Source organism: Arthrobacter sp. 10N410 (assembly GCF_056394945.1).
In genome coordinates this window covers 19,758-45,201 of record NZ_JBFTIP010000008.1, presented here as the reverse complement: position 1 = coordinate 45,201, position 25,444 = coordinate 19,758, and the positions used below count along the sequence as shown (strand labels likewise).

General features: G+C 68.3%; 28 protein-coding genes and 1 tRNA gene. 16 read left to right on the top strand and 13 right to left on the bottom strand.

The annotated features are described in order from the left end of the window. Window positions 1–2: 2 nt before the first annotated feature. Both AC1DB8_RS14975 and AC1DB8_RS14970 read right to left on the bottom strand, forming a co-directional pair. Window positions 3–485, bottom strand: a complete 483-nt coding sequence (locus AC1DB8_RS14975; RefSeq protein ID WP_056736728.1) for an FHA domain-containing protein FhaB/FipA — start codon at window positions 483–485, stop codon at window positions 3–5. Next, window positions 482–1,225, bottom strand: a complete 744-nt coding sequence (locus AC1DB8_RS14970) for an FhaA domain-containing protein (RefSeq protein WP_441419113.1) — start codon at window positions 1,223–1,225, stop codon at window positions 482–484. The genes AC1DB8_RS14975 and AC1DB8_RS14970 overlap by 4 nt, the downstream gene beginning before the upstream one ends. A gap of 386 nt (window positions 1,226–1,611) precedes the next feature. Between AC1DB8_RS14970 and AC1DB8_RS14965 the strand changes: the two genes are divergently transcribed. Continuing rightward, window positions 1,612–1,694 (top strand) — tRNA-Leu (locus AC1DB8_RS14965). Between the two features lie 110 nt (window positions 1,695–1,804). On the opposite strand, the gene AC1DB8_RS14960 is transcribed toward AC1DB8_RS14965, so the two are convergent. After that, entirely contained in the window at window positions 1,805–2,494 is a 690-nt protein-coding gene (locus AC1DB8_RS14960) for a TetR/AcrR family transcriptional regulator (RefSeq protein WP_441419112.1), read from the bottom strand. A 168-nt stretch (window positions 2,495–2,662) separates the two neighbouring features. Here AC1DB8_RS14960 and AC1DB8_RS14955 point away from each other — a divergent pair, with 168 nt between their 5' ends. From AC1DB8_RS14955 to AC1DB8_RS14940, 4 genes are all read left to right on the top strand, one after another. Beyond that, window positions 2,663–4,048, top strand: a complete 1,386-nt coding sequence (locus AC1DB8_RS14955; protein WP_476893466.1) for a flavin monoamine oxidase family protein — start codon at window positions 2,663–2,665, stop codon at window positions 4,046–4,048. A gap of 74 nt (window positions 4,049–4,122) precedes the next feature. Further along, a complete protein-coding gene (locus AC1DB8_RS14950) occupies window positions 4,123–5,037 on the top strand; it encodes a universal stress protein (RefSeq protein WP_476893465.1) in 915 nt (304 codons plus the stop codon). Beyond that, on the top strand, window positions 5,034–6,563 hold the full coding sequence (locus AC1DB8_RS14945) for an APC family permease (RefSeq protein ID WP_441419109.1): 1,530 nt from the start codon (window positions 5,034–5,036) through the stop codon (window positions 6,561–6,563). The genes AC1DB8_RS14950 and AC1DB8_RS14945 overlap by 4 nt, the downstream gene beginning before the upstream one ends. A 140-nt stretch (window positions 6,564–6,703) precedes the next feature. After that, on the top strand, window positions 6,704–7,186 hold the full coding sequence (locus AC1DB8_RS14940) for a pyridoxamine 5'-phosphate oxidase family protein (protein ID WP_441419108.1): 483 nt from the start codon (window positions 6,704–6,706) through the stop codon (window positions 7,184–7,186). Between the two features lie 52 nt (window positions 7,187–7,238). On the opposite strand, the gene AC1DB8_RS14935 is transcribed toward AC1DB8_RS14940, so the two are convergent. Next, on the bottom strand, window positions 7,239–7,877 hold the full coding sequence (locus tag AC1DB8_RS14935) for an NADPH-dependent F420 reductase (protein ID WP_476893464.1): 639 nt from the start codon (window positions 7,875–7,877) through the stop codon (window positions 7,239–7,241). Beyond that, the gene (locus AC1DB8_RS14930; protein ID WP_476893463.1) at window positions 7,874–8,491 is read right to left on the bottom strand and encodes a hypothetical protein; all 618 of its coding nucleotides are present in this window, start codon (window positions 8,489–8,491) and stop codon (window positions 7,874–7,876) included. Before AC1DB8_RS14930 ends, AC1DB8_RS14935 begins: the two co-directional genes overlap by 4 nt. 134 nt (window positions 8,492–8,625) lie before the next feature. On the opposite strand from AC1DB8_RS14930, the gene AC1DB8_RS14925 reads away from it, so the two are divergent. Continuing rightward, the gene (locus tag AC1DB8_RS14925; RefSeq protein ID WP_441419105.1) at window positions 8,626–9,003 is read left to right on the top strand and encodes a VOC family protein; all 378 of its coding nucleotides are present in this window, start codon (window positions 8,626–8,628) and stop codon (window positions 9,001–9,003) included. 86 nt (window positions 9,004–9,089) lie between these two features. On the opposite strand, the gene AC1DB8_RS14920 is transcribed toward AC1DB8_RS14925, so the two are convergent. Then, window positions 9,090–9,494, bottom strand: coding sequence for a DUF5997 family protein (locus tag AC1DB8_RS14920; RefSeq protein ID WP_476893462.1), 405 nt, complete (start codon window positions 9,492–9,494; stop codon window positions 9,090–9,092). 111 nt (window positions 9,495–9,605) lie between these two features. Here AC1DB8_RS14920 and AC1DB8_RS14915 point away from each other — a divergent pair, with 111 nt between their 5' ends. Then, on the top strand, window positions 9,606–10,343 hold the full coding sequence (locus AC1DB8_RS14915) for a LysR family substrate-binding domain-containing protein (RefSeq protein WP_441419104.1): 738 nt from the start codon (window positions 9,606–9,608) through the stop codon (window positions 10,341–10,343). A gap of 34 nt (window positions 10,344–10,377) precedes the next feature. Here the strand turns inward: AC1DB8_RS14915 and AC1DB8_RS14910 are convergent, their stop codons facing one another. Beyond that, window positions 10,378–10,713 carry a hypothetical protein gene (locus tag AC1DB8_RS14910; protein ID WP_476893461.1) on the bottom strand — a complete coding sequence of 112 codons (336 nt, stop codon included), beginning with the start codon at window positions 10,711–10,713 and terminating at the stop codon, window positions 10,378–10,380. 128 nt (window positions 10,714–10,841) lie between these two features. Between AC1DB8_RS14910 and AC1DB8_RS14905 the strand changes: the two genes are divergently transcribed. After that, the gene (locus AC1DB8_RS14905) at window positions 10,842–11,369 is read left to right on the top strand and encodes a hypothetical protein (RefSeq protein WP_476893460.1); all 528 of its coding nucleotides are present in this window, start codon (window positions 10,842–10,844) and stop codon (window positions 11,367–11,369) included. A 30-nt stretch (window positions 11,370–11,399) separates the two neighbouring features. Here AC1DB8_RS14905 and AC1DB8_RS14900 read toward each other — a convergent pair whose 3' ends face one another. Beyond that, window positions 11,400–12,086 carry a GntR family transcriptional regulator gene (locus AC1DB8_RS14900; protein ID WP_441419092.1) on the bottom strand — a complete coding sequence of 229 codons (687 nt, stop codon included), beginning with the start codon at window positions 12,084–12,086 and terminating at the stop codon, window positions 11,400–11,402. 108 nt (window positions 12,087–12,194) lie between these two features. On the opposite strand from AC1DB8_RS14900, the gene AC1DB8_RS14895 reads away from it, so the two are divergent. The 5 genes from AC1DB8_RS14895 to AC1DB8_RS14875 all read left to right on the top strand — a co-directional run bounded on the left by AC1DB8_RS14895 (window position 12,195) and on the right by AC1DB8_RS14875 (window position 18,463). Next, a complete protein-coding gene (locus AC1DB8_RS14895; RefSeq protein ID WP_476893459.1) occupies window positions 12,195–12,968 on the top strand; it encodes a LamB/YcsF family protein in 774 nt (257 codons plus the stop codon). A gap of 95 nt (window positions 12,969–13,063) precedes the next feature. Continuing rightward, on the top strand, window positions 13,064–14,437 hold the full coding sequence (locus AC1DB8_RS14890) for an MFS transporter (protein ID WP_476893458.1): 1,374 nt from the start codon (window positions 13,064–13,066) through the stop codon (window positions 14,435–14,437). Window positions 14,438–14,467: 30 nt separating this feature from the next. Continuing rightward, window positions 14,468–16,174, top strand: a complete 1,707-nt coding sequence (locus tag AC1DB8_RS14885; protein WP_476893501.1) for a 5-oxoprolinase subunit B/C family protein — start codon at window positions 14,468–14,470, stop codon at window positions 16,172–16,174. Further along, on the top strand, window positions 16,174–17,955 hold the full coding sequence (locus tag AC1DB8_RS14880; RefSeq protein ID WP_476893457.1) for an acetyl/propionyl/methylcrotonyl-CoA carboxylase subunit alpha: 1,782 nt from the start codon (window positions 16,174–16,176) through the stop codon (window positions 17,953–17,955). The genes AC1DB8_RS14885 and AC1DB8_RS14880 overlap by 1 nt, the downstream gene beginning before the upstream one ends. A gap of 211 nt (window positions 17,956–18,166) precedes the next feature. Then, window positions 18,167–18,463: an antibiotic biosynthesis monooxygenase family protein gene (locus AC1DB8_RS14875; RefSeq protein WP_175322995.1), complete on the top strand. Its 297-nt coding sequence runs from the start codon at window positions 18,167–18,169 to the stop codon at window positions 18,461–18,463. A gap of 14 nt (window positions 18,464–18,477) precedes the next feature. On the opposite strand, the gene AC1DB8_RS14870 is transcribed toward AC1DB8_RS14875, so the two are convergent. The 3 genes from AC1DB8_RS14870 to AC1DB8_RS14860 form a co-directional block, all read right to left on the bottom strand. Next, window positions 18,478–19,077, bottom strand: a complete 600-nt coding sequence (locus AC1DB8_RS14870) for a DUF6919 domain-containing protein (protein WP_476893456.1) — start codon at window positions 19,075–19,077, stop codon at window positions 18,478–18,480. A gap of 147 nt (window positions 19,078–19,224) precedes the next feature. Then, a complete protein-coding gene (locus tag AC1DB8_RS14865; protein WP_476893455.1) occupies window positions 19,225–20,235 on the bottom strand; it encodes a bile acid:sodium symporter family protein in 1,011 nt (336 codons plus the stop codon). A gap of 70 nt (window positions 20,236–20,305) precedes the next feature. After that, the gene (locus AC1DB8_RS14860) at window positions 20,306–20,701 is read right to left on the bottom strand and encodes a MerR family transcriptional regulator (protein ID WP_476893500.1); all 396 of its coding nucleotides are present in this window, start codon (window positions 20,699–20,701) and stop codon (window positions 20,306–20,308) included. A gap of 198 nt (window positions 20,702–20,899) precedes the next feature. Here AC1DB8_RS14860 and AC1DB8_RS14855 point away from each other — a divergent pair, with 198 nt between their 5' ends. Next, the gene (locus AC1DB8_RS14855; RefSeq protein ID WP_476893454.1) at window positions 20,900–22,423 is read left to right on the top strand and encodes a SulP family inorganic anion transporter; all 1,524 of its coding nucleotides are present in this window, start codon (window positions 20,900–20,902) and stop codon (window positions 22,421–22,423) included. A 10-nt stretch (window positions 22,424–22,433) separates the two neighbouring features. On the opposite strand, the gene AC1DB8_RS14850 is transcribed toward AC1DB8_RS14855, so the two are convergent. Next, the gene (locus AC1DB8_RS14850; RefSeq protein ID WP_441419084.1) at window positions 22,434–22,727 is read right to left on the bottom strand and encodes a DUF4287 domain-containing protein; all 294 of its coding nucleotides are present in this window, start codon (window positions 22,725–22,727) and stop codon (window positions 22,434–22,436) included. A gap of 128 nt (window positions 22,728–22,855) precedes the next feature. On the opposite strand from AC1DB8_RS14850, the gene AC1DB8_RS14845 reads away from it, so the two are divergent. Then, complete coding sequence (locus AC1DB8_RS14845) at window positions 22,856–23,296, top strand: protein-tyrosine phosphatase family protein (RefSeq protein ID WP_476893453.1); 441 nt, start codon at window positions 22,856–22,858, stop codon at window positions 23,294–23,296. A gap of 37 nt (window positions 23,297–23,333) precedes the next feature. On the opposite strand, the gene AC1DB8_RS14840 is transcribed toward AC1DB8_RS14845, so the two are convergent. After that, on the bottom strand, window positions 23,334–24,440 hold the full coding sequence (locus AC1DB8_RS14840) for a GTP pyrophosphokinase (protein WP_476893452.1): 1,107 nt from the start codon (window positions 24,438–24,440) through the stop codon (window positions 23,334–23,336). Window positions 24,441–24,646: 206 nt separating this feature from the next. Here AC1DB8_RS14840 and AC1DB8_RS14835 point away from each other — a divergent pair, with 206 nt between their 5' ends. Continuing rightward, a complete protein-coding gene (locus tag AC1DB8_RS14835; RefSeq protein WP_476893451.1) occupies window positions 24,647–25,441 on the top strand; it encodes an alpha/beta hydrolase in 795 nt (264 codons plus the stop codon). Window positions 25,442–25,444: the final 3 nt, after the last annotated feature.

Sequence of the window (25,444 nt, the reverse complement as noted above, 5' to 3'; positions counted from 1 at the left end):
GGCTACGGCCTCAATTCAATGACCGTCTTGCCGATTCTCACGGGGACACCCAGCTCCACCGGAAGTGCCCGGGTCAGCTGTTGATCTGCCAGATACGTGCCGTTGGTGGAACCGAGGTCCTCGATGAACCAGCGGCTGCCCTGCGGGAACAGGCGTGCGTGCCGGCCGGAGGCGTAGTCGTCCTCCAGGACCAGGGTGGCTTCCTGTGCCCGGCCCAGCAGGATGGGGCTCGCGGCCAACGGAAGGGTGGTGCCTTTCAGCGGGCCTTCGGTGACGACGAGCTGGCGGGCCTGCTGCTTCACCGGGGCCGGGGCAGGTTCGGCCAGTGCAGGGTTCCGGCGCACCTGCCGTGCGGTGGGGGCACCGGCGGCGGCTTTGCGGCCGATCATGAGGTCGCGGCGCATGGCTGAGACGATGCTGAAGATGAGCACCCAGAGCAGGATCAGGAAACCAAAGCGCAGGGCGGTGATGGTCAGTTCACTCACGGGCGGCCGCCCGGGTTGGCGGGCATCAGGCGGAAAATGATTTTGGTCCGTCCCATCGTGATCGTGGCGCCGTCGGTGAGTTCCGAACTGCCCACCACTTTGTGGCCGTTCACGTAGCTGCCGTTCGTTGAGCCCAGGTCGATGGCCTGCGCTGCGCCCTGGCCGGTACGGATCTCCAGGTGTCGGCGCGACACTCCAGTGTCGTCGATCAGGATGTCCGCTTCGGAGGAGCGGCCCAGGACCACCGAGGGTGCATTCAGCGAATACCGCTGGCCGTCGATGTCCAGCACCGGCTGGAGGCGGCCGGGCTGCCGGGTCGGGGCTGCGGGCATGGTGCCCTGGCCGCCGGGCTGGGCGGGGGCTCCACCGGCCTTTTCGGTCCGGGACGTGATTTCGAAATCGCCGGCCCGGCGGTCCTCGTCGCGGCGGAAGCTGATCCGCACCGGACCCTGGAGGGTGTATCCCTGGCTGCGGACGTGGTTGATGACGACGTCGCACAGTTCTTCCGCGAGCGGGGTTCCCCACTCCTGGGCCCGCTGGAAATCGTCGCCGCTGAGCAGGACGTCGAAAACGTTGGGAGCAAGGGTGCGTCCCGCGGCGACGGTGAGGGCCTTGTTGTCCACTTCGCGGCGGAGGTGGCTGGCGATCTCGACCGGCTCAACCTGCGCGCGGGAACCGGTGGAGAAGACTCCGCGGACGGCCTTTTCGATGCCGCGCTCGACTTTGTCCAGCAAGCCCATGGTCCTTCTCCTTTCCTGGCAGCTGCGGGGCAGCGTTTGTTCCGGAACTCGGTTTCCAACATTCGCGGGAGTCCGCCGTATCCGGGCACTCCTACATCAGATACTACTGGGCAAGGCTGGGAATGGCCTTAATGCGGCCCGCCGCTGCGGTCGGGATATTTGCGTCTGACCGGCCCTGACGTGCGCGGATGTCCGGGAGCCCACTGCGGGTGGGCTGGCGCCGCGGGGGACTGGGCAGGCGGGTTCCGGGTGCCTTCGTTGCGGCGGTTTGGCGCCCCCGGAGTCCCGATTGGTGTTTTCCCGCAGTTGTCCGTTATGCTTGATCTCGCTGCTTTTACGAGGTTGCTGGTCCGGATTTCGGGCCTCTGCCAGGTGAAAGAAGTTGCGCGCGAGTGGCGGAACGGCAGACGCGCTGGCTTCAGGTGCCAGTGTCCGAAAGGGCGTGGGGGTTCAAATCCCCCCTCGCGCACGCAAATGAAAGAACCCCGGTCTTCGGACCGGGGTTCTTTTTGTTTGATGTCGCGTCTCAGTCAGATTCCGGGCTTCGTTGGGCCGCCCGGCCGGTCCGGCGCCACCGTCCTACCCCCGCAGCGCCCCGAAGCCCGCGATCAGCGCTTCGAGTCCCAGGCCGAAGGCCACGTCCGCCTGGTTCGCGTAGCCCTGCTCGCCCAGGCTGGCGACGGCGGCGGAGAAGTTCGGCGTCTCGGCCGCCAGGCTGCCGGAATCAAAGATGTCCGCCGGTGCCGTCACGTCGTAGGCGGAACCGAAGATGAAGGACTCCAGGGCCACGATTGCCGAGATGATGCGTTCCTGCGGGAACCCTGCCCGGCGGAACCCCGCGCTGACGGCCTCGTACATGGCGAGGGTCTTCGGGGCGTCGGCCACCGGAAGCACCGCAATAACCGGGATCAGCGGGGTGTGCCGCGAGAAGACGTCGCGGTAGCTCCAGGCCCAATCGCGCACCGCCTGGTCCCAAGGCTCGGTCTCGAAGGCCGACACGTCCACGAATGACGTTAGGTGGTCCTGGATGAGGACCAGCACCTCCCGTTTTGAGGACACGTGGTTGTACAGCGCCGACGGCGCCACGTTCAGCGAGCGGGCCAGGGCTGCCATGGTGAAGCCGTCGTAGCCGCTTTTGCGCACCAGTTGCAGGCCGGCCGCGGTGATGCCGTCCTGGTCGAGGACGGCCGAGGGGGGCCTGCCCACCCGGCGGCGCGGTTTGGCGTCGGGTCGGTGCGGATCCGCGGTGGCGCTTTTGGCTGCCGGCATTGCGGGCCTTTCTACTGGGCTGTCCTCTGGACTATTCCACGGATTATTCCACCGGATGCGATCTTGCGCCGGGGTCTTCCCTCTTTCCAACGTTACCGCTATAGTCGTACTAAATGAATGGCATTCATTTAGTGGTTCGCATCACTCCGCGGCCACAGAGAGGACATCATGCTGGAACTTGACCGCGACGTCGTCATCGTTGGAGCCGGGCCGGCCGGGCTGACCGCAGCACGGGAGCTGCAGAAGGCCGGCCTGAGCGTTGCCGTGCTGGAAGCCCGCGACCGGGTGGGCGGCCGCACCTGGACGGACACGATTGACGGCGCCATGCTGGAGATCGGCGGACAGTGGGTTTCGCCGGACCAGACGGCGCTGCTTGAGCTCCTCGATGAGCTCGGCTTGAAGACCTACGACCGCTACCGTGACGGCCAGTCCGTCTACATCGGTGCCGACGGCAAGCGCACGCTGTACACCGGGGACTCCTTCCCGGTCAGTGACACCACTGCCGCTGAGATGGACAAACTGACCGCGCTGCTGGACTCGCTCGCCGCGGAAATCGGCGCCACCGAGCCGTGGGCGCACCCCAAGGCCCGTGAACTGGACACCATCTCCTTCCACCACTGGCTGCGCCAGAACTCCTCCGACGAGGAAGCCTGCAACAACATCGGCCTGTTCATCGCCGGTGGCATGCTGACCAAGCCCGCGCACGCTTTCTCCGCCCTGCAGGCCGTCCTGATGGCGGCTTCGGCGGGTTCCTTCACCCACCTCACCGATGAGGACTTCATCCTGGACAAGCGCGTCGTCGGCGGCATGCAGCAGGTCTCGCTGCTGCAGGCGGCGGAACTCGGCGACGACGTCGTCCTCTCCAGCCCGGTGCGCACGATCAACTGGGAGGAGAGTGGCACCGGACACCGGGTGACCGTAGTGTCGGACCGCGCCACCGTGAACGCCCGCTTCGTGGTCATGGCTGTGCCGCCGAACCTCTACTCCCGGGTCTCCTACAACCCGCCGCTGCCCCGCCGCCAGCACCAGATGCACCAGCACCAGTCCCTCGGCCTGGTCATCAAGGTGCACGCCGTCTACAGCACCCCGTTCTGGCGCGAGGACGGACTGTCCGGCACCTGCTTCGGGGCGGACGCGCTGGTCCAGGAGGTCTACGACAACACCAACCACGAGGACCCCCGCGGCACCCTGGTGGGCTTCGTCTCGGACGAAAAGGCCGACGCCATGTTCGAGCTCAGCGCGGCGGAGCGACGCCGCGCCATCCTTGAATCAATCGCCGGCTTCCTGGGCGAGAAGGCCCTCGAGCCGGAGGTCTACTACGAGTCCGACTGGGGTTCGGAGGAATGGACCCGAGGCGCCTACGCCGCCAGTTATGACCTGGGCGGCCTGCACCGCTACGGCAAGGACCAGCACGCGCCGGTGGGTCCGATCTACTGGGCTTCCTCCGACCTCGCGGCCGAGGGGTACCAGCACGTGGACGGCGCAGTGCGGATGGGGCGCCGGATAGCCGCCCGGATCACCGCCGCGGCCGACCGCATGCCGGCCGCCCGCTAGCCCCCGAATAGCACGTCCCTTCAAATCAATCCTTGTCCCAGAACCCTATCCAAGAAGTCAGAGAGGTCGGCCAGATGCGTTACGTAGTGGGGTATTCCGCCAATGCCAGAGGCCGTGATGCCGTCAATCTGGCCGTCTCCCTGGCCCGCGGCCGTGGAGCGAGCCTGGACCTGGTGGTGGCCATCCCGGATGCCGGAGTGTTCAACGCGGCCCACGCGCCCGCCGCGGGCTATGACAGCTACCTGCACCAGCAGGCGGGGGAATGGCTCGACGAAGCCCTCTCCCTCATCCCGGCGGACGTCCCCGCCAAGGCCCATGTGCGCAGCGGGGAATCCGACGCACAGACCCTCATCGAGGCCTGCGACGAGTTCCAGGCCGACATGCTTATCATCGGGGCCACCAGCAGCGGGCTGTTCAAGCGCTTCACCGTCGGCTCCGTGGCCAGTGCGCTGCTGCACGCTGCAACGGTCCCGGTGGCCCTGGCTCCGCACGGCTACCACCGCCGGGACGCGCTTACCCGCGTCAGCTGCGGGCTCGGCAGCCGTGCCGGCGCCGAGAAGCTGCTGGATTTCGCCGTCTCCATGGCAGTGAACCGGGAGGTGCCGTTGCGCGTCGTGTCGCTGCTGACCCTGGATGCCGGTGACTCGGACGAGGCGGCAGATGCCGCCCGCGAGTACGCCAACAAGCACCTCGCGGCAGCCCTCCCGGCCGCTTCGTCGGGCGCCGCGCCGGCCGCGAAGGCCGACGTCGTGGTGGCCCAGGGCCGCAGCGTCGAAGAGGCCGTGGACCGGCTGGACTGGGAAGACGGCGAGATCCTGCTGATCGGATCAAGCCGCCTCGCCCGGAGCCGCTCCATCTTCCTGGGCAGCACGGCCAACCGCATCCTGCGCGCCCTGCCGGTGCCGATGATCGTGGTCCCCAGCGACTACGAGCTCAAGCACCAGAACCAATCACCGTCGATTGACACCTCCCGAGAGGCACAAGCATGAGCACTGAACACGCGACCGCCAAGGCCGCAGCACACAGCAAGCAGGACCACGGCCTGAGCGAGAAGGGACTGAAGGCCGGATCGGTGGGGCTGATCGGCGCCGTCGTCATCGGCGTCTCCTGCATCGCACCGGCGTACACCCTGACCGCGGCCCTGGGCCCGACGGTTTCCGAGGTCGGCGTCCACCTTCCGGCGATCTTCCTGGTGGGCTTCCTTCCCATGCTGCTGGTGGCCTTCGGGTACCGCGAACTGAACAACGCCATGCCCGACGCCGGCACCTCGTTCACCTGGGCCTCGCGGGCTTTCGGCCCGTGGATCGGCTGGATGGGTGGTTGGGGGCTGATCGCGGCGACCATCATCGTGCTGTCCAATCTGGCCGCCGTCGCCGTGGACTTCTTCTACCTCATGCTGGCCCAGCTTTTCGGCAACCCGGAGCTGGCGGACCTGACCACCAACCTGCCGCTCAACATCGCCACCACGCTGGTCTTCATTGCCCTGGCGTGCTGGATTTCCTACCGGGGCATGGAAACCACCAAGACCGTCCAGTACGTTCTGGTCGCCTTCCAGTTGCTCGTGCTGGGCTGGTTCGCCGTTGCGGCCTTCAGCCACGTGGCGAACGGCACGGCTTTTGACGCCACCGCCATCGCGCCGGACTGGTTCAACCCCTTCGCCGTCGAATCCTTCTCCGCCTTCGCGGCCGGCGTTTCGCTGTCCATCTTCATCTACTGGGGCTGGGACGTCACCCTGACCATGAACGAGGAGACCCGGAACCCGGAGAAGACCCCGGGCCGCGCGGCCACCGTGACGGTGCTGGTCATCGTGATCATCTACATGACCGTCGCGCTGTCCACCCTGGCCTTCGCCGGCGTCGGGACCGAGGGCCTCGGCACCGGCAACCCGGAGAACCAGGGCAGCATCTTCGCGGTCCTCGCCGGACCCGTGATGGGCCCCTTCGCGATCCTGATGTCACTGGCCATCCTGAGCAGCTCGGCCGCATCGCTGCAGTCCACCTTCGTTTCCCCGGCCCGCACCCTCCTGTCGATGGGCCACTACAAGGCGCTGCCGCATAAATTCGGCAAGATCAGCCCCAGCTACAAGTCCCCGAGCTACGCCACCATCGCCTCGGCCGTGGCCGCCGCCGTGTTCTACGTCGTCACCCGGACCCTTTCCGAAAATGCGCTGTGGGACACCATCACGGCCCTCGGCATGATGATCTGCTTCTACTACGGCATCACCGCCCTGGCCTGCGTCTGGTTCTTCCGCGCCCAGGCCTTCAGTGGAGCGCACTCCTTCTTCTTCAAGTTCCTCGCTCCGCTGCTGGGCGGCGTCATCCTGCTGGTGATGTTCTTTAAGACCGCCTACGACTCGATGGACCCGGAGTACGGCTCCGGTTCATCCGTCGGCGGCCTGGGCCTGGTGTTCATCCTCGGGATGGGCGTCATCCTGCTGGGTGCGGTGCTCATGCTGGTGATGGCCAAACTCCGCCCCGAGTTCTTCAAGGGACAGGTCCTGACCCGCGGCAACTGACCAGAAGTAAGCCGGAATCCGGACAGTCGAAGGTCCTCCTTCCACCAGCCCTGCGTGTGCGCCTTGAAAAGTAAGCACACTTATCAATAGGCTGGCGGCAGGAGGACCTTCCTCCGTTGGATCAAGGACGAGGTGAGCGCATGTCGGACGCACAGGACATCAGCAAGGTGACGGACATTATTAACGATTCGCGGATCGGGATGTTCACCACTATCAACGAGCAGGGCGCCCTCGTCAGCCGCCCGCTGGCCGTCCAGGACGTCCAGGACGACGGCGACATGTGGTTCTTCACCTCGGAGGGCACCTCGCAGGTGGCACACGTCAAGGCCAACCCCGCGGTCAATGTGTCCTTCGGCAAGGGCACCGAGTGGGTGTCGGTGGCCGGTACGGCGGAAGTGGTCACGGACCGGCAGGCCATCCGCGACCGGTGGAACCAGGCTGTAGAGGCATGGTTCCCGGACGGGCCGGACACCCCCGAGGTGGTACTGCTGCGCGTGGACTCCGATTCGGCCGAGTACTGGACCAGCCCGGGCGGAACGGCCGCGACTGTGCTGCAGTGGGTGAAGTCGAAGGTCACCAACAGCCGGATGAGCGTCGGCGAAAGCGGTACGGTCGAACTTTAGGCCGGCCCGGCCGGCGGCGCTGCTCAGCCGATCATCTCAGTCGATGATTTTGTCAGTCGATGATTTTGAGCGCCGTCCCCCAATTGAAGGATTCATAGGCAGGGTTCAGCTGCAGGCCGATCACCAGCAGCTGCATCCCCTCCAGTTCGCGGGCGTGCCGCAACGCCCCGACCTGGAGGGGCCGGAGTCCTGCCGCGGCGACAAAGGCCGCCACCTCATTGCGGGCCGCCTCTGAGTCGGAGGCGATAAAGACATCCAGCGCCATGCCCTTCGCCGAGCCCTCCGCCAGGGTGCCCGCGAACGTCGTGTTGAAGGCCTTCACCACCCGGGCTCCGGGCAGTAGCCGGGCGATCTCTTCCGCCGCCGAGGTCCCCGGTTCGACCTCCAGCGAGTCCCCGGTTTCCATATTGACCGGGTTGCTGATCTCGATCACCGTCTTGCCGCTGAGCGTGTCGCCGTAGTGGGTTGCGACTTCCTTGGCCGGTTCGAAGTAGAGGGCCAGGACCACAATGTCGCCCTCGGGCACATCGCCGAGGCCGCCCGACGTCGTAGCCGGACCCAGCTCCGCCGCAAGCTTGGCGGCGTTGTCCGGACTCCGGTCCAGGACCTGGACGGAGCGTCCGGCCGCGACCGCCCTCAGGCCAATCGCCCGGGCCATGTTGCCGCTGCCGATAATCGTGACGTCAGTCATCGTGCCCCTTCAGTGGAAACCCGCAACGCGCCGGCGGCGCGCTCTGCCTCCGCCAGTGCCTGTTCCAGCCGGTCGACGGCGGTGCTGTAGCCGCCGGGTGCCTGGCCGTCCGGGCCGGATCCGTGGCGTAGCCGTTCGGCCGCCTTCATCGCCTTCAGCATCGCGGCGGTTTCCGGCCGGGCCGGATCGCTCATGGCCGGGAAATCGATGCAGAATGCGGGGTCCAGTTCGTAGCGCTGCCACCGTGCGAGGACCGCGCGGTGCCGGATGGCCGCGGCTGCATCGGCGGCTGCGGCGCCCCGGGCGGTACGCCTTGCTTCCTGCCAGCGGAACAGCCTAGGCGTCCAGCGGTAGCTGGCAGCAGCCGTCATAACGGCCACGGCTGCGAGCATGAGCCCGGTCCACGGGGAAACCAGCGATGGCAGGAGCACAGCGGGGGCGACGATCGCGATCCCTGCGAAACCGTCCCAGAACACAGCGTCCGGTAGCCCGCCGTCGGACGTCCGGTGCTTCCGGACGAGGTAGACCGTGCCGGCCACCGCGGCCGCGACGAGGAAGGCAAGGGACGCGAACTGCCACGCCCCCAGCGGGGCGGAGCCTGATAGTGACGGCATGGCGCACCTCCTGCGGAACCCGTCCCGGGCGGGTGCAGTTCCGCTGCTTCCATTGGAATCCATCCCGCGCAGGCCGTCAATGGCCGGTTCCCACGCGGTTCCCACCGGGGTGCGTCCCGGGTAGCCTAGGGCCCATGCGACTGAAGATGTGCAGTATCCACGTCAAGGACCCGGCGGCGGCCCACGAGTTCTATACCGGAATCCTGGGGTTCGAAACGCTCATGGCGCTGCCGGAACAGAACCTTTACATCATCAAGGACCCCGGCGGCGGAGAGTCCGCGGGGCTGTTGCTGGAGCCCAGCGACAACCCTATCGGCGCGGCGTACATGAATGCGGTTCACGACGCCGGTCTGCCCGCGATCGTGCTCGGCGTACCGGACGTGCGGGCGGAGTACGAGCGGCTGACGGCCAAGGGTGTCATCTTCCAGGCGGAACCTTCAGACGGACCCTGGGGTACGAGCGTGGTGCTCGACGACGGCTGCGGGAACTACGTCCAGCTGCACCAGGACTAAGCGACGGCAGCGCCGTTTCGACGGTTGTCTGCCGGCAGCGCGGTTAGCGGCGTCGAGTGGGCGCGGAACCGTCGAAACGGCAGCGGCTACTCGGCCTTGGCGCGGGCCTTCTTGGCGTCCTTCTTGGCAGCGTCGTCCTTGACGCGCTGGGCTTCGGCGCGGACCGCGGCGTGGGTGGCGCGCTCGGCGACCAGCCAGGCCGGGGGGGCCTGCAGCAGCGCGGTGATTTCCGCCGTCGTCAGCGCCTCCTCGACGCCGCCGCGGGCGAGGCCGCTGATGGAGACGTTGAGTTTCTGCGCGACGACGGGGCGCGGGTGCGGGCCCGTGCGGCGCAGTTCGGCGAGCCACTCCGGCGGATTGGCCTGGAGCTCGGCGAAATCAGCGCGGGTGATAACCGAATCCTGGAACTCCTGGGGTGTAGCGGGCAGGTAGATGCCAAGCTTCTTGGCAACGGTGGCCGGCTTCATGGACTGGGAGTTTGCAGAGGTCATGGTTCAAGGGTATCCGGCGGGGCGCCCGCAGGGCACCAAACCGGCATCAAAGCAGGACCAAAGCGGCACCGGGGCGGGAGCCTCCTGCGGCACTGACGGTACTGTGAACCTGTGCCCGCAGAAGAAGAAACAGCCCAGCCCCACGACGAATCGGTACCCGAGAGCCGGGAACTGAGGTTCGCGTATGTTGCCGGCGTGACTCCCGGTAAATGGATCCGACGCTGGGAAGAGCGGATGCCCGATGTTCCGCTGCACTCGTTCATGTCCGACGAGGGCGCCCAGCTCGCGGTGCTGCGCGACGGTTCGGCGGACCTGAGTTTCGTCCGCCTGCCGGTGGAGCGCGAGGGCCTGAGCGTCATCCCGCTCTACGAAGAGCAACCCGTGGTGGTGGCGCCGAAGGGCCATGAGATCTCCGTGTTCGAGGAGGTCGCGTTGGCTGACCTGGCCGCCGAGACGTTCCTCGATGTGGCTGCCCTTGGCGGACCCGAACAGGCGCTGCAGGTGGTGGCCACCGGTGCCGGGCTGGCCATCCTGCCGATGTCTGTGGCGCGGCACTTCAACGTCAAGGACACGGTGGCCCGGAAGCTTACCGGCGCGCCAACGACCGAAATCGCCCTGGCCTGGCCCAGCGATTCAACGGATGCGGTGATCGAGGAGTTCATCGGGATCGTCCGCGGCCGCACCGCGGCCAGTTCCCGGCAGCCCTCGGCCCAGCAGGAGAAACCCAAGCGCGAGCCGAAGCCGGACCGGCGCGGGCCCGCAGTCAAGAAACCCAAGGTGGCGCAACGGTACGCGCCGAACCCGGACAAGGGCCGCGGCAAAGGATCCCGGAAAAAGGGAAAGCGCTAGCCAGCCCACCCAGCTGGCTCGCAACAACTGCCAGCTACTTGGCGCAGGCGTCCTGTAGGGCCTTGACCGAATCGGCCGGCACCTGGTCGCCCGAATCCGCGATCTGCTTCAGCGGGGTGGTGATCTCCGCAGGCACTCCGGCGCCCTGGGCGCCGGCCACCAGGCCGCCAAGGGCCTTCTTGTCCTGGACGCTGACCAGGCCGTCCGCCACGAGGGAGCAGGCCTGCTTCTTGATCTCGCTGCCGGCCGCGGTCGCGACCTGGGAAGCGCCGTCGTTGACGGCCTTCTCGGCGGCCTGCTGCACCTGGCCGCAGCCGGAAAGCACGATCATGAGTGATGCGGCGGACAGGGCGGCGAGGCGTCGATTCATCCCGCCAGCCTAGCAAGAATGCTCCGCCCGGCCGGGCCCACCCGGCAATCCGCAAGGTCTTCCGGTTCATCCGGGCCGGGCGTAACCTGTGCGCACTTGCAGGACGCTAGTTGATGGAGGTGGGCACAATGTTGGACAAAAAGCAGGTGCTGGGAGTCGGTGCAGGAGACCTGCAGTTCGCGGTTTCACGGGAGACCGCACGCATCATGCGGGAGGCCAAAGGCGACCGGCTGAAGGCAACCAAAATCATCCTGGACAAGCTCCTGGAGATGGGGCTGATCACTGAAGCGGACCTCCCGGTCCTGGTCCGGATTTGTGAGGAAGGATTTGCCGCCAGCTCCGGCAAGAAGGAGGCATCCGCGGCGTACCACGAGGTCCGGAAATCCTATGACCAATTGCTCCTGCAACCAGGTGCCAGCCCGGTAGCGCTCGCCTTCGCATCGGCGTCGGCTGGCTCCTATCTGTCCGGCGACGTTACGGAGGACGGTGGCGGAGGCAGCACCGGCGTTGTCTACAAAAAGTCCGGCGGGAACTGGCAGGAGACCCTGGCGGGGGCGGGCGCCGCGATCGGCGGCATCCTCGGGGGGGCCGCTGGTGCCGGGCTTGGCACCATCATTGGCGGAGTGGCCGGCAAGATCGTGGACGAATGCCTGTGACATCCGCCTGACGGCCGCCGCCCGGGGACCTCACGCGCCGTGGACGGCGCTCTGCTTCTGTTCCGAGCGGTCGAGGTAGGCCAGCAGGAGCTCCGCTGCGCGGTCAGGCTCGCCGGCTTCGAGTGCGGCGCAGATGTGCTCGTTGTCGTCGAGGTAGCTCCGGTAGAAGTGCGCGTCCACGGTGGCCTTGTGGAAGAACAGCCGCATCTCGGCGAGAACCTGCGACATGATCGTGTCCAGTCGGCGGCTGCCAGCCAGCGCCACGATCGCGCGGTGGAAGTGCTGGTTGGCGGTGCCCAGAGCCTCCTCGTCGTCGGCGGCCGCCGCGGCCTTGCCTTCCTCGACCGCGGCACGGACCGCGGCCACCCGCTCCGGAGTGCCTCCGCCGCGCAGGGCTGCGACCTCGACGGCGCGCCGCACCGTGTACACATCGTGGATGTCGCCGGGGGCCAGGCTGGCCACGAACACTCCGCGGTTGGGCTGCCGGACCACCAGGCGCTCCGCGGCCAGTTCGGCGAAGGCCTCCCGCACGGTGTTGCGTGAGACGCCCAGGTCTTCGGCAATCGTCGACTCGGTCAGCCGGGTGCCCGGCAGCAGCACTCCGTCGGCCAGTTGCTGGCGGAGTTCGGCCGCGACCCGGTCCGCCACGGAGGGGACGGCGATGCGCAGCCGCGCCGCGGCCGCCAGGGCGCGCGGGCCGGCTTCGGAAGTCGTCATAGTGCCGAATGTACACGATTGTCCAAAACAGGAATCGTCGGATTGTTGAACAATCCGACGGGATAGTGCATCCTAAGAGGGGGCCAAGCACTGAGACGAGGATCACAAATGGCACACACCGGGCTAAACACCATCGACCTGAACAGCGACGTCGGCGAGTCTTACGGACGCTGGAGCCTCGGTGACGACACAGCAATGTTCCGCTCCGTTTCGAGCGCCAATGTGGCCTGCGGCTTCCACGCCGGAGACCCCAGCGTCATCCGGCGGACCTGCCGCGAGGCGGTCGCCGCCGGCGTCAGGATCGGCGCCCACGTCGGCTACCGCGACCTGGCCGGCTTCGGCCGCCGCTTCCTCGACATCGATCCGAACGAGCTGGCGGACGACGTCGTCTACCAGATCGGTGCGCTGCAGGCCCTGGCCGCCGCGGAAGGCGGCCAGGTCAGCTACGTCAAGCCGCACGGCGGCCTGTACAACGCGATCGTCGCGCACACCGCGCAGGCGCGGGCCGTCGTCGACGCGGTGAAGTCCGTGGATCCGAACCTGCCCATCCTGGGCCTGCCGGGCTCGGAAGTGCTTCGCCTGGCAGAGGCGGCCGGGATCCGGGCGGTCACCGAAGCCTTCGCGGACCGCGCCTACAACCGCGACGGCACCCTGGTTTCCCGCACCCTCCCCGGAGCCGTGCTGCACGACCACACCGAGGTCACCGAACATGTCCTCCGGATGGCCACCGATTCAGCCGTCCGCACCATCGATGGCTCCATCCTGAAAATCCGGGCCGAAAGCATCTGCGTCCACGGCGACTCCCCGGGAGCCGTAGCCATGGCAGCCGCGGTTCGCGAAGCGCTTAGCGCTGCCGGCATCGGCACCGCCTCATTCATCTAGGAACACCAACAGCCTCACCGGCGCTGCGTCTTGAGCCCGGCGCGACTTCAGCACACCCACCCAGCACAGGCAGCACCCGCATCTGGAGGAACATCATGACCGCACCGCACCAGGCCGCCCCGGCCGCAAGCAAGAGGCCCGGCAAGAGGCCCGGCAAGAGGCCCGGCAAGAGGAACCTGCCCCCTGGCGCCCTCAAGGCCTACATCGCAAGCCTCACCGGCACCTCGCTGGAGTACTACGACTTCGCGATCTACTCCGTGGCGTCGGCGCTGATCTTCCCCAAGATCTTCTTCCCGGTGGGCGACGAGCTGGTCGGCCTGTTGCTGTCCTTCTCCACCTTCGCCGTCGGCTACCTGGCCCGCCCGATCGGCGGCGTCATCTTCGGCCGGCTCGGCGACAAGATCGGCCGCAAGCACGTCCTGGTGGTCACACTGATGCTTATCGGCGTCGCCACGGTGCTCATTGGCGCCCTCCCCGACTACTCCGCGATCGGCGTCGCGGCTCCGGCGATCCTGGTGCTGCTGCGCCTGGCGCAGGGCATCGGCGTCGGCGGCGAATGGGGCGGAGCCGTCCTGCTCTCCAGCGAATTCGGCGACGCCCGCAAGCGCGGCTTCTGGTCCTCGGCAGCCCAGATCGGCCCGCCGGCCGGCAACCTGATGGCCAACGGTGTGCTGGCCCTCCTCGCGGCAACCCTCAGTAACGAGGCGTTCCTGTCCTGGGGCTGGCGCGTGGCCTTCCTGGCCTCCGCCCTGCTGGTGGTCTTCGGCCTCCTGATCCGACTCAAGCTCGAAGAAACCCCCGTCTTCAAGGCCATCCAGGCCCACGGCGAGGCCCCCAAGGCCCCCATCAAAGAGGTCTTCACCAAGGAACCCCGCGCGCTGCTGGCAGCCGCCCTGTCCCGCATCTGCCCCGACGTGCTCTACTCCCTCTTCACTGTCTTCGTCGCCCTCTATGCCACCAAGCAGCTGGGCATGACCACCGGCAACGTCCTCGGCGCCATCCTGATCGGCTCGGCTTTCCAGCTCGCCCTGATCCCGGCCGCCGGCGCGCTGACGGACCGCTTCAACCGGCGCCTCGTCTACGGCATCGCCGCCGTTGGCACGGCCCTCTACATCCCGCTGTTCTTCCTGATGATCCAAGGCAAGTCCGTGCTGATGCTCACCATCGGCGTCGTAATCGGCCTTGCCTTCCACGCGTTCATGTACGGCCCGCAGGCCGCCTACATCACCGAGCAGTTCCCGGCCCGGCTGCGCTACGCCGGCAGCTCGCTGGCCTACACCCTCGCCGGCGTGATCGGCGGCGCCATTGCCCCGCTGGTCTTTACGGCGCTCTACGCCGCCACCGGCAACTGGTTCCTGATCGCGGGCTACCTCGCGGTCTCCGCCGTGGTGACGGTGGTAGGCCTGGCGATCGGCCGGAACCCGCAGACAGCCGAGGAAGAGCGGCTGCTGCAGGAAGCCCGCGCCTAAACGGCGCGGACCCTGGAGACGGCGGCAATGATGGAGACAGCAATGGAAACGGTGGCAGCGCGGCAGGCGGCCGTCCACAAAGTGAACGCGGTGCGGGCGGTGGGCACCCGCGCGGTGCTCGCAGAACTCACCGGCACCGAAGGCGTGCTGGCGCTGCAGGCGCTGCTCCTTGAGCACCCGTTGCCCGGGCAACTGGACGTGCTCGCCGCCGCCGAAACCGTCATGGTTACGGCCGACTCGCCCGTCGCCGCCCGCCGGATCGCCGCGCAGCTGCTGCAGCTCGACCTCACCGCCCCGGTGCAGCGCGACGGCGGCCTCGTGGTCATCGACACCGTGTACGACGGCGCGGACCTCGCCGAAGTGGCGGAGCTGACCGGGCTCGGGATCGAGGGCGTGATCGCCGCCCATTGCCGCCAGCAGTGGACGGTGGCCTTCGCCGGCTTCGCCCCGGGATTCGGCTACCTCGTCGGGGAGAACGAAGTCCTCAACGTTCCCCGCCGCAGTTCCCCGCGCACCGCCGTTCCCGCAGGTGCCGTGGCGCTGGCCGGAACGTACTCGGCCGTGTACCCGCGCCGCTCACCCGGCGGCTGGCAGCTGATCGGCCACACCGCCGCCCGGATGTGGGACCTGGACCGCGAGCAGCCCGCCCTGGCCGCGCCCGGCCACCGGATCCAGTTCCGCGCGGTCCGGGAGACGGTGGCGCTTGCCCCGGAACCGCAGCCCGAGACCCCCGCGCCGGAGGTGACTTCGGGACTCCGGATCGTCTCGCCCGGCCTGCAGAGCCTGATCCAGGACCTCGGACGCCACGGCCACTCCGGACTGGCTGTCTCCGCCGCCGGAGCCCTGGACCGCGCCTCGCTGCGCCGCGCCAACCGGCTGGTCGGGAACGCGCCCGGCGCAGCCGGTATTGAGACAGTGGCGATCGAGACCGCCGCCGGCGGGCTCACGGTCCAGGCCGTCGGGGACCAGGTCCTGGCCGTCGCCGGGGCGCCGTCGGAACTGGCCATCACCACCCCGGGCCGCCCTGACGCGGAGCCCGACCGCCGTACCGTGCCGATGGCCACCCCGTTCGCCCTGCTTGACGGCGAGACGCTCAGCATCGGCGCGCCGGAGAGCGGCTTCCGCAGCTACCTCGCGGTCCGCGGCGGCGTGGATGCCGCCCCGGTCCTCGGCAGCCGCTCCACCGACACGATGTCCGGGATCGGCCCGGCGCCGCTGACCGCGCGGCAGCTCCTGGCCTCCGGCGGCGACTCCGAGTCCGGCGTCGTCGGCCACCCGGAACTGCAGCCCGAGTTCCCCGGCACCGGGGTGACCGTGCTCGACGTCGTCCCCGGCCCGCGCGCTGACTGGTTCGACGCCGAGGCGCTGGAGTCGCTTACCGCCCAGGAGTGGCTGGTCAAGCCGCAGTCCAACCGGGTGGGCATGCGGCTCGACGGAACACCGCTGCAGCGCACCCGGGACGGGGAGCTGGCCAGCGAAGGGACCGTCGCGGGTGCGCTGCAGGTCCCGCCCGAAGGCCTGCCGGTGCTCTTCCTCGCCGACCACCCCATCACCGGCGGCTACCCCGTGATCGCCGTCGTCGTCGACTCGCAACTGGACCTCGCCGCGCAGGTCCCGATCGGCGGGACCATCCGCTTCCGCTGGGCGGACTCCGGCACCACCGGCCCCGCCACCTCCGACCACAGCCCCGCCGACATCCCCGCCGAACAAGCCCCCGACGAAGAAGTGAGTAACTGATGCGCAAGGTCCTGATCGCCAACCGCGGCGAAATCGCCGTCCGGATCGCCCGGGCCTGCGACGACGCCCAGCTGGCGTCCGTCGCCGTCTACGCGGACATCGATGCCGATGCGGTGCACGTTTCCGCCGCGGCCGAGGCCTTCGCCCTGGGCGGCAATTCGCCCGCCGACACCTACCTGAACATCCCCAAACTGCTGGCCGCGGCCGCCGAATCCGGCGCCGACGCCATCCACCCCGGCTACGGCTTCCTGTCCGAAAACGCCGAGTTCGCCCAGGCCGTCCTCGACGCCGGACTGACCTGGATCGGGCCCGCGCCCGACGCCATCCGGCTGCTTGGCAACAAGATCACCGCCCGCGAAACCGCCGTCCGCGCCGGGGCACCCCTCGTGGCCGGCAGCGACGGTCCGGTCGGTTCCGCCGCCGAGGCCCGCGCCTTTGCCGAGCAGCACGGACTGCCGATCGCGATCAAGGCGGCCTTCGGCGGCGGCGGCCGCGGCATGAAGGTGGTCCGCGCGCTCGACGAAATCGAGGAGGCCTTCGACTCCGCCGTCCGCGAGGCGGTCGCCGCCTTCGGCCGCGGCGAGTGCTTCGTGGAGCGCTACCTCGACCGGCCGCGCCACGTCGAGGCCCAGGTCCTGGCGGACACCCACGGGAACGTCGTCGTCGTCGGGACCCGCGACTGCTCGCTGCAGCGCAGGCACCAGAAACTCGTCGAGGAAGCCCCCGCACCTTTCCTCACGGAGGCGCAGACCGAGCAGATCTACCAGGCGTCCAAGGCGGTCTGCCGGGAAGCCCGCTACTCCGGCGCCGGCACGGTGGAATTCCTCGTCGCCGCCGACGGCACGGTCGCCTTTCTGGAGGTCAACACCCGCCTGCAGGTGGAGCACCCCATCACCGAGGAAACCACCGGGATCGACCTGGTGCAGGAGCAGTTCCGCATCGCGGCCGGGGAGCCGCTGCGCCTCACCGGGGACCCGGCACCCCGCGGCCACTCCTTCGAATTCCGGCTCAACGCCGAGGACGTGGGCCGCGGCTTCCTCCCCTCGCCGGGCACCGTGACCGGGTTCTCCGGCCCCACCGGCCCTGGGGTCCGGCTCGACTCCGGCGTCCGCTCCGGCTCGTTTGTCCCGCCGCAGTTCGACTCGCTGCTGGCCAAGCTGATCGTCACCGGCGCGGACCGGCAGCAGGCCCTGCGCCGCGCCCGCCGCGCCCTCGCGGAGCTCAGCATCACCGGGGTGGCCACCGTGCTGCCGTTCCACCGGGCCGTGCTGGAGTCCCCGGACTTCACCTCCGAGGCCGGGCTGGGAATCCACACCCGCTGGATCGAAACCGACTTCGCTGACCGGATTCCGGCCGACCCCGGCTACAGCACCACTGCGCCCGACGGCGAACGCCGCACCATCACGGTCGAGGTCGACGGCAAGCGGCTCGCCGTCGGGCTGCCGGCGGATTTGCTGGACGGCTGGGCGCGGTCCGGCCGGGCGCTGCCTGGCGGAGTTTCGCTTGGGGGCTCGCTGGAGGGCTCACCGGGGACCGCGTCCGACGGCGGCGTTGCCGCGCCCGCGGATCCGGGGGAACTGCGGGCCCACATGGCCGGGACCGTGGTGAAGTGGCTCGTCGCGCCGGGGGCCGAGGTCGCGGCGGGGGAACCCGTCGTCGTGCTCGAAGCGATGAAGATGGAAACCCAGGTTGCCGCACACCGGGACGGAACGGTGACCGACGTCCGGGCCGAAGCCGGCGGCGTGGTCACGGCCGGAGCGGTGCTGGCGCTGATCGGGTAGCCGCGGGACATGCCCACCTCCCGAGCCGGCGGGTGGACATAGTGCCACTATGTCCAACCCCGGCGCTCAGGGCTGGGCATGCTCGTCCGTCGAGCGGGCCGCCTTCCGAGCTTTCGGCCGCACCGCCGGGCAGTCCGGCCCTACCGCCACGCGCGTCCCGGGAACATAATCGGCGGTATCAACCCCGTACGGAGAATGGAAGGCGGCAGCCATGTCTGTCTACACGCTTGGAATCTGGCTGGTCCACCCGGGACGCGAGAATGATTTTGTCCAGGCCTGGCGGGATTTGGCGAGGAAAACGCAGGAGGACTATCCCAACACCAAGGCCGTGCTGATGCACGACCATGACGTCAGGAACCGGTTCATCAGCACCGGCCCCTGGGAATCACTCGAACAGATTGAACAGTGGCGGGCATCAGCCACCTTCACCCAGGGGGTGGACGCAATGCGCGAGATGCTGGAGCACTTCGAATCGCGCACGCTCGACGAGGCAGCCAGCATCGGCTGAGGCAGCCGCCGTCGTCAGCTTTGTGCCAGTGCGTCCAGCACGGCAGCCAGCAGCACACCGTCCCGGCCCCAGACGGGGTCGAAAATCTCGACGTACCAGGACTCGGCCAGCACCAGCGCCAGCGATTCGTTGGCCTCGGCGGACCAGTCTTTGAGCTGGTCCGCTTCGATCGGGCTTTCGCTGGTGCCCAGCACGGTAACGATCTCGGCGTCCTGCAGTGTCACGGGAATCGAGGCGCGGCTCATTTCCCCCGGGGCGTGTGCCACCGTCACCAGTTCCGTCCGCGAGGAGAGGTCCAGAAGGCTGCCCGCCGACTCCGGGGTGCAGTAGCCCGTCACGTAGGCCCGCTGGACGTTGCCGCCCTCGCGGAGCCCGGGCTGCGACTCCTTGGTGAACAGCCCGTTCCGGTTGAGTGCCGCCAGCTGGCCGGCGATCGCCTCCGTCTCCGCATCGATGCCGGGGGTGAACGTTCCGGGCTGGTACTGGCTCCGGCCCTCCAGCCAGCGTGCCGTCAGTTCGCCGGCTGCTGGGATCGTGGTGGCCTGCCGCCAGACCTGCCGGTCCGCCAGCAGCCTGCCGAAGCTGTCCCGTTCAGTTGTGTACTGGTCGTCCATGAGCGAGTTCCACCTCCCTGCCGTGCATTGAATCCGGTCTACTTCATCCTGCTGACCCCGAGCTTCCACCGCAAGGCAGATTTAGCGCCGCGTCACGGAACGGCTGCCGGAGCAATCGATGTGAACCGGGAAGGGCCCCGGCGGGAATCAGGCCTCGCGCAGCGGGCGCCGGGCCAGCCAGGCGGCCACGATGGCGCCGGAGATGTTGTGCCAGAGCGAGAACACGGCCGACGGCAGGGCCGCCAGCGGGCTGAAGTGGGCCGTGGCCAGCGTCGCCGCGAGGCCGGAATTCTGCATTCCCACCTCGAAGGCCAGGGCGCGGCGGGCCTTGTCGTCCAGGCGTCCGAGCTTTCCGGCCAGGTAGCCCAGGCCCAGGCCGAAGCCGTTGTGCAGCACCACGGCGAGGAAGACGATGCCGCCGGCGGCCACGATCTTGTTCGCACTGCCCGCCACGACGATTGCCACAATCAGCGAAATGACGACGGCGGAGGCCCAGGGCAGCGCCGGAAGCACCTTGGCGACGACCTTCTTCAGGAACAGGCGGGCCAGCAGGCCGGCGATTACCGGCAGCAGCACGGTTTTGACGATGTCCAGCACCATGCCTGCGGCGTCGATCTGAAGGTAGGACCCGGCCAGGAAGAGCACCAGCAAAGGTGTGACGATCGGGGCGATCAGCGTGGACACGGAGGCGACGGCCACCGAGAGGGCCACATCGCCCTTGGCCAGGAACGCCATCACGTTCGACGCCGTGCCCGACGGGGCGCAGCCGACCAGGATCAGGCCGACGGCGAGTTCCGGCTCAAGGTGCAGTGCCTGGGCGATCAGCCACCCGGCGCCGGGCATGATGACGTAGTGCGCCACGATGCCCAGCACCACGGCCCAGGGGCGCTTCGCCACGGAGGCGAAGTCCGGCGGGGTCAGGGTCAGGCCCATGCAGAACATGATGATGCCGAGCAGGTACGGCACGCTCGGAGCGAGCGGTTTGAAGGCGCCCGGCAGGAGGAAACTGGCGACGCCGGCCACCACCACCAGGAGCGGGAAAACGCTGACCGCAATGCGGGCGATCTTCGCCTCGGCGGCGAGGGCCGGATTGACCGGGGTGGCCGCGTCAGTGCGGGACTCCGGTGCGGACTGTGGGGATTTGGTTGCCTCAAGCATCCAAGCATGGTGCCACCAGCGTCCGCCATGCGGCCACTTTATGACCAATCGGCGGACGAGTATGTCAGATTTAAAGCCCCGGTGCCGGGCTAGCGGGGTTAGGCGACGGGGTTCGCTGGCCCAGCATGGCGATGAACTCCTCCGCCTGGCGCAGGTTGCGGGCCATCTTGGCGCGCTGGTGTTCGGCCCGTTCCAGGAATTCAGCCAGCCGGGCGTCGGCGCCAGCAGTGTCAGCGGGGCCGGCGGCCTCCGTACTTAGCAGGCCCAGGATTTCGGCCATCTCCTCGAGGGAGAAGCCCAGCGGTTTCATTTGCTTGATCAGCATCAGGCGCGCGGCGTCAGACTCGGAATAGACCCGGAAGCCGCCCCCGGTGCGGGCCGTCGCGGGGAGCAGCCCGACGTCGTCGTAATGGCGAATAGTCCGCAAGGACAGTCCGGTGCGTTCTGCCAGTTCGCCGATGTGCATGGTGCTGCGGCTCGCGTCCGTCAATGGGGCCCCTTCCTTCGTCCGGTTGAAACTCTACCATCACGTTAGGGTAGAGTTTGTGGGGAGTGGTGCGACCGCCAAGGCCGGTCCCGCTCCCTGCCGGCGCAGTGCTGCGCCCCCGCATTCTTCGCAACTGAGGGGCCCTGCCGCGCCTCCTGACCCTGAACGGAGCCAGCGATGGCCGTCAAAACCGCCGGGAATTCCCCGGCCTTCACTCCCGAACAGCTGCAATCGGTCCGGGGCGCCCTGCTGTCCCCTCGGCGGCTGAAGACAGAGGTCCTGGGCGGACTCGTCGTCGCGCTGGCCCTGATCCCGGAGGCGATCGCCTTCTCGATTATCGCCGGCGTCGATCCGCGAATCGGGCTCTTCGCGTCCTTCACCATGGCCGTCACCATCTCCTTCGTCGGCGGCCGGCCGGCAATGATTTCGGCTGCGACCGGAGCCGTCGCCCTGGTGATCGCCCCGCTGGTGAAGTCCCATGGGCTGGACTACCTAGTCGCCGCGGTGATCCTGGCCGGCCTGTTCCAGATCATCCTGGGACTCTCCGGGGTTGCCAAGCTGATGCGCTTCATCCCGCGCTCGGTGATGGTGGGCTTCGTCAATGCGCTGGCCATCCTGATTTTCCTCTCGCAGTTGCCGGAGTTGATCGGCGTCCCGTGGCTGGTCTACCCGTTGACGGCGCTGGGGCTGCTGATCGTGTTCGGGCTGCCCAAGCTCACCAAGGCAGTCCCTGCCCCGCTGGTCGCTATCGTGGCGCTGACGCTCATCACGGTGTTCGCCGCCGTCGCCGTCCCTACCGTGGGGGACAAGGGCGCACTGCCCGATTCGCTGCCCGCGCTCTTCATCCCGAACGTGCCTTTCACGCTCGAGACCCTGCAAATTATCTTCCCTTTCGCCCTCGCCATGGCCTTCGTGGGGCTGCTCGAATCCCTGATGACCGCCAAACTGGTCGATGACATCACGGACACCCGCTCGCCCAAGACCCGGGAGGCCTGGGGCCAGGGCGTGGCAAACGTCGTCACCGGGTTCTTCGGCGGCATGGGTGGCTGCGCAATGATCGGCCAGACCATGATCAACGTGAAGGCCTCCGGCGCCCGCACCCGGATCTCCACCTTCCTGGCCGGTGTCTTCCTGCTGATCCTGGTGGTGGCCTTGGGCGGCATCGTCTCGCTGATCCCGATGGCCGCGCTCGTTGCTGTGATGATTTTCGTCTCCGTGGCCACCTTCGACTGGCACAGTATCCGTCCGCGGACCCTGAAAATGATGCCCAAGAGCGAAACCGCCGTCATGGTCGCCACCGTCATCGTCACCGTCGCCACCCACAACCTGGCGATCGGCGTCGGCGTCGGGGTGCTGGTCGCGATGGTGATGTTTGCCCGCCGGGTCGCTCACTTCGTTACCGTGCACCGCACCGTGGCAGAGGTCGACGGCGGCCCCGTCGCCACCTACCGGGTCGACGGGGAACTCTTCTTCGCTTCCTCAAACGACCTCTATACCCAGTTCGAGTACGCCTTGGACCCCCAGCGCGTGGTCATCGACCTGCATGCCTCACATCTGTGGGATGCCTCCACCATCGCGGCGCTGGACGCCATCACCGAGAAGTACCACCAACACGGCAAGGACGTGTTGGTCGTCGGCCTCAACGACGCCAGCGTCCACATGCGCGAACGCCTCGGCGGCAAACTCGGCGCCGGGCACTAGGAACCGGGCGCTACGAGGACGGCTTGGACGCCTTCCCGTCGAGCCAGAGCGTGTCAGACTCGTCGCTGTGCGCGCCGGTGGCGCCAACGTGCTTGCTGCTGATGCCGGGGCCCTGCCGGATGACGTGGACGAGTGCCATCCCGTGGCCGCGGCCCAGCCCGTAATCCGTCTTCAGCCAGTCGAGGATCTCCCCGGCCTGCGCGGGCGCGTCCGCGAAGCCCTTCTGCCGGGCGAGCTCGAGGAGCTGGCGGGGAGTAAGCCCGGTCTTGTCCTCGATCGTGTCGAGGTACGCCTGGAATGACATCCTTGGATTCCCTTCAGCGGTTCTTGAGTTCCGGCCACTCTAAGGACCGGGATCGGTTACCGCCAGACCCGTCTGGCCCTAATTTGGGGTCCTTCAACCGGGTACCGGGAGGGGCTACGCTCGGGACTATGGCGCAGACATGGGAACCGGGTCAACCCGGTGTGCTCAGTCTTCCTTCCGGACGCCTGATCCGTGGCCGGGGCCTGCTGGCGCCGTTCCCGTCCGGTCCACGGCCCGAATTCGGCTTGTACCTGCTGGGCAGTCGCCCGCATCCGACGGAGTGGGACTCCCGCTGGGTCCGCTGGCGGGACCTGCATGTTCCCGCCGACGACGCCGATGCCCTAGACGCCTTCCGGGAGGCGTGGCGGCGCGCGGAGACGGAGCGGGTCGAGGTGGCCTGCTGGGCAGGCCGGGGCAGGACCGGCACCGCTCTTGCCTGCATCGCGGTGCTCGACGGCGTCCCGCCCGCCGAAGCTGTCGCCTTCGTGCGGCGGAACTACCGGCGCACCGCCGTGGAGACGCCCTGGCAGCGTCGCTACGTCAGGCGCTTTGGCGGGGCAGTTTCCTAAGCCGCAAACGCATCGGCGAGGCGCCGATTCCCCAGCCCTAGCCCTGCGTCAGCCGGTAGCGCTCGATCTGCTTGAGCCGGCGCAGCAGGCTGTCGCGCCGCGGGTGCGGGACGGCGTCGGCCGGTTCCGCGGTGAGGTCGATGTGCGCCGTTCCGTACTGCCACAGCAGCAGGTCGTCCAGCAGCCGGTCTGGGCCGGGGGAGTAGCGGTGGTCCAGGGCCTTACGGACCTCGGTGATCCGGTTGGCGCTGAGCAGGCCCGCGAGCTGCACGGTCTGGTTCAAGCCGTGCGCGGCCATCAACTCGGCGGCCCAGCCCCAGTCGTCGTCGACCTTGCGGTCCACGTGCGGCAGCAGTGTCCGCCAGACGTCCCGGATCCGGTTCGGGGTGAGCTGCGCGGCGCCCTCGCCGTCCATGTCCCAGTAGCTGCGGACCTCCTCGTAGCGCTCATGCAGGTCCGCGAAGGCGCCCTCCACGGTCTCCAACATGGCGGCCGTGGCGGTGAACTGGCGGTCGAAATGCGGGGTCCATGCCCGCGGATCCTCGGCCTTGAACCGGATGTCGTGCTCAATTTCGCTCCAGGCGTGCGCGAAGACCGTCCGGATCTGGCATTCGAAGAAGTAGCTGCCGTTGGGCTGCGCCTCTGGGTTGAAGGCCTGCTGGTACTCCTTGACGGCATCATTCTGGATGGTCCGCAGGATCAGGTGCCGGCTGGAGTAGCCGTAGGTTCCGGACTCGATCGAGCCGATGTCCTTCTCGCGGTCGCCCCGGCAGTCGAAGAGCTGGCGCTGGCGCTTGATCAGGTTGGCGACGACGGCGTTTTCGGCCGGGAGCTTGGTGATGACGCGGATGCCGACCATGTCATTGAGCGTGCGGAACGGGTCCGGAAATTTCAGCACCGGCGGCCCGCCCGGCTCCAGCGGTTCCTCAATGCGGGAAATCTTCTCGCGGAACGACTCCACCGTCTTGGTCCGGCCGGTCACGAACAGCGGTGTCACCTCCGTGCCCTTGAGCATGGCACGCAGCGTCAGCAGCACTTCGCGGGTGACCAGTTTCAGGGCAGGACGGACCCGCTCATAGAGTTCCACGTTGTCCTGCACGGATTCGCGCAGCGCGGGGTCAAGGCGCTCCCAGTTGCTAGCCATGGGCCTAGCTTACGGCGCAGCTGTGACAGCCAGCCCGGCCCGTCACCGTGTGGCGGCAATACAGCGCCGGCTTCAACGGCGCCGCGCGGCGCCCAAGGTAGGCTCTGCAGATGGCTGATGTGCGGCGTCGGACTCTATTGGCGGCCGCAGCGGCGGCGACACTGGGGGCGGTCGCTGCCTGTTCACCGGGCCCCAAGGAGGACACAGTGAAGCGGCAGAAGTACCACTACGGCGACGACCCGAGCCAGTGGGGGGAACTCTTCCTCCCGGACGCGGCCGAGCCCAGGGGCGTGGTCGTGGTGATCCACGGCGGCTATTGGCGTTCGCAGTACGGCGCCGAACTCGGCGAACCGCTGGCCAAGGACCTCGCTGCGCACGGCGTGGCCGCCTGGAACCTGGAGTACCGGCGGGCCGGCAACGGCGGAGGCTGGCCGCACACTTTCGCGGACATCCTCGCCGGAATCGACAAGCTGCGCGACATCGCCGACGAACACGGCCTCGGCCTGGACCGCGTCGTCGCGCTCGGCCACTCCGCCGGCGGGCACCTGGCCGTCTGGGCGGCCGGCCGCAGCCGGCTTGGCCAGCTCGGCGCCCCGGACGCGGACCGCCAGCTGCAGCGCAAGGACGACGACGGCGCGGTGCACCTTACCGGTGTCGTCAGCCAGTCCGGGCTGCTGAACCTGGCCGAGGCGGAGCGGCTCAACCTGAGCAACGGCGCGGTGAGCAACTTCCTGGGCGGTTCCTCGGAAAAATACCCCAAACGGCATAAGTTCGCCGACCCGATGAGCGCCGTGCCGCTGCGGGTTCCGGTGTACGCCGTGCACACCACCGAGGACGATACTGTGCCGATGAGCCAGTCCGAGGCCTACTCGGCCGCGGCCAAGGCCTGCGGCGCCCCGGTCCAGTTCCTCAAGGTCCCCGGCGACCACTTCGCGCTGATCGACCCGAAGGCGGCCGCCTACCGGAAATGCCGCGAGCTCGTGCAGCAACTGCTGGGCTGAACC

What these genes read in the sequence shown, in the direction of transcription:
- AC1DB8_RS14970 (WP_441419113.1), bottom strand. Translation starts at nt 1,225, where the DNA reads ATGGGCTTGCTGGACAAAGTCGAGCGCGGCATCGAAAAGGCCGTCCGC.
- AC1DB8_RS14960 (WP_441419112.1), bottom strand. Translation starts at nt 2,494, where the DNA reads ATGCCGGCAGCCAAAAGCGCCACCGCGGATCCGCACCGACCCGACGCC.
- AC1DB8_RS14955 (WP_476893466.1), top strand. Translation starts at nt 2,663, where the DNA reads ATGCTGGAACTTGACCGCGACGTCGTCATCGTTGGAGCCGGGCCGGCC.
- AC1DB8_RS14950 (WP_476893465.1), top strand. Translation starts at nt 4,123, where the DNA reads ATGCGTTACGTAGTGGGGTATTCCGCCAATGCCAGAGGCCGTGATGCC.
- AC1DB8_RS14945 (WP_441419109.1), top strand. Translation starts at nt 5,034, where the DNA reads ATGAGCACTGAACACGCGACCGCCAAGGCCGCAGCACACAGCAAGCAG.
- AC1DB8_RS14940 (WP_441419108.1), top strand. Translation starts at nt 6,704, where the DNA reads ATGTCGGACGCACAGGACATCAGCAAGGTGACGGACATTATTAACGAT.
- AC1DB8_RS14935 (WP_476893464.1), bottom strand. Translation starts at nt 7,877, where the DNA reads ATGACTGACGTCACGATTATCGGCAGCGGCAACATGGCCCGGGCGATT.
- AC1DB8_RS14930 (WP_476893463.1), bottom strand. Translation starts at nt 8,491, where the DNA reads ATGCCGTCACTATCAGGCTCCGCCCCGCTGGGGGCGTGGCAGTTCGCG.
- AC1DB8_RS14925 (WP_441419105.1), top strand. Translation starts at nt 8,626, where the DNA reads ATGCGACTGAAGATGTGCAGTATCCACGTCAAGGACCCGGCGGCGGCC.
- AC1DB8_RS14920 (WP_476893462.1), bottom strand. Translation starts at nt 9,494, where the DNA reads ATGACCTCTGCAAACTCCCAGTCCATGAAGCCGGCCACCGTTGCCAAG.
- AC1DB8_RS14910 (WP_476893461.1), bottom strand. Translation starts at nt 10,713, where the DNA reads ATGAATCGACGCCTCGCCGCCCTGTCCGCCGCATCACTCATGATCGTG.
- AC1DB8_RS14905 (WP_476893460.1), top strand. Translation starts at nt 10,842, where the DNA reads ATGTTGGACAAAAAGCAGGTGCTGGGAGTCGGTGCAGGAGACCTGCAG.
- AC1DB8_RS14900 (WP_441419092.1), bottom strand. Translation starts at nt 12,086, where the DNA reads ATGACGACTTCCGAAGCCGGCCCGCGCGCCCTGGCGGCCGCGGCGCGG.
- AC1DB8_RS14895 (WP_476893459.1), top strand. Translation starts at nt 12,195, where the DNA reads ATGGCACACACCGGGCTAAACACCATCGACCTGAACAGCGACGTCGGC.
- AC1DB8_RS14890 (WP_476893458.1), top strand. Translation starts at nt 13,064, where the DNA reads ATGACCGCACCGCACCAGGCCGCCCCGGCCGCAAGCAAGAGGCCCGGC.
- AC1DB8_RS14885 (WP_476893501.1), top strand. Translation starts at nt 14,468, where the DNA reads ATGGAGACAGCAATGGAAACGGTGGCAGCGCGGCAGGCGGCCGTCCAC.
- AC1DB8_RS14880 (WP_476893457.1), top strand. Translation starts at nt 16,174, where the DNA reads ATGCGCAAGGTCCTGATCGCCAACCGCGGCGAAATCGCCGTCCGGATC.
- AC1DB8_RS14875 (WP_175322995.1), top strand. Translation starts at nt 18,167, where the DNA reads ATGTCTGTCTACACGCTTGGAATCTGGCTGGTCCACCCGGGACGCGAG.
- AC1DB8_RS14870 (WP_476893456.1), bottom strand. Translation starts at nt 19,077, where the DNA reads ATGGACGACCAGTACACAACTGAACGGGACAGCTTCGGCAGGCTGCTG.
- AC1DB8_RS14865 (WP_476893455.1), bottom strand. Translation starts at nt 20,235, where the DNA reads ATGCTTGAGGCAACCAAATCCCCACAGTCCGCACCGGAGTCCCGCACT.
- AC1DB8_RS14860 (WP_476893500.1), bottom strand. Translation starts at nt 20,701, where the DNA reads ATGCACATCGGCGAACTGGCAGAACGCACCGGACTGTCCTTGCGGACT.
- AC1DB8_RS14855 (WP_476893454.1), top strand. Translation starts at nt 20,900, where the DNA reads ATGGCCGTCAAAACCGCCGGGAATTCCCCGGCCTTCACTCCCGAACAG.
- AC1DB8_RS14850 (WP_441419084.1), bottom strand. Translation starts at nt 22,727, where the DNA reads ATGTCATTCCAGGCGTACCTCGACACGATCGAGGACAAGACCGGGCTT.
- AC1DB8_RS14845 (WP_476893453.1), top strand. Translation starts at nt 22,856, where the DNA reads ATGGCGCAGACATGGGAACCGGGTCAACCCGGTGTGCTCAGTCTTCCT.
- AC1DB8_RS14840 (WP_476893452.1), bottom strand. Translation starts at nt 24,440, where the DNA reads ATGGCTAGCAACTGGGAGCGCCTTGACCCCGCGCTGCGCGAATCCGTG.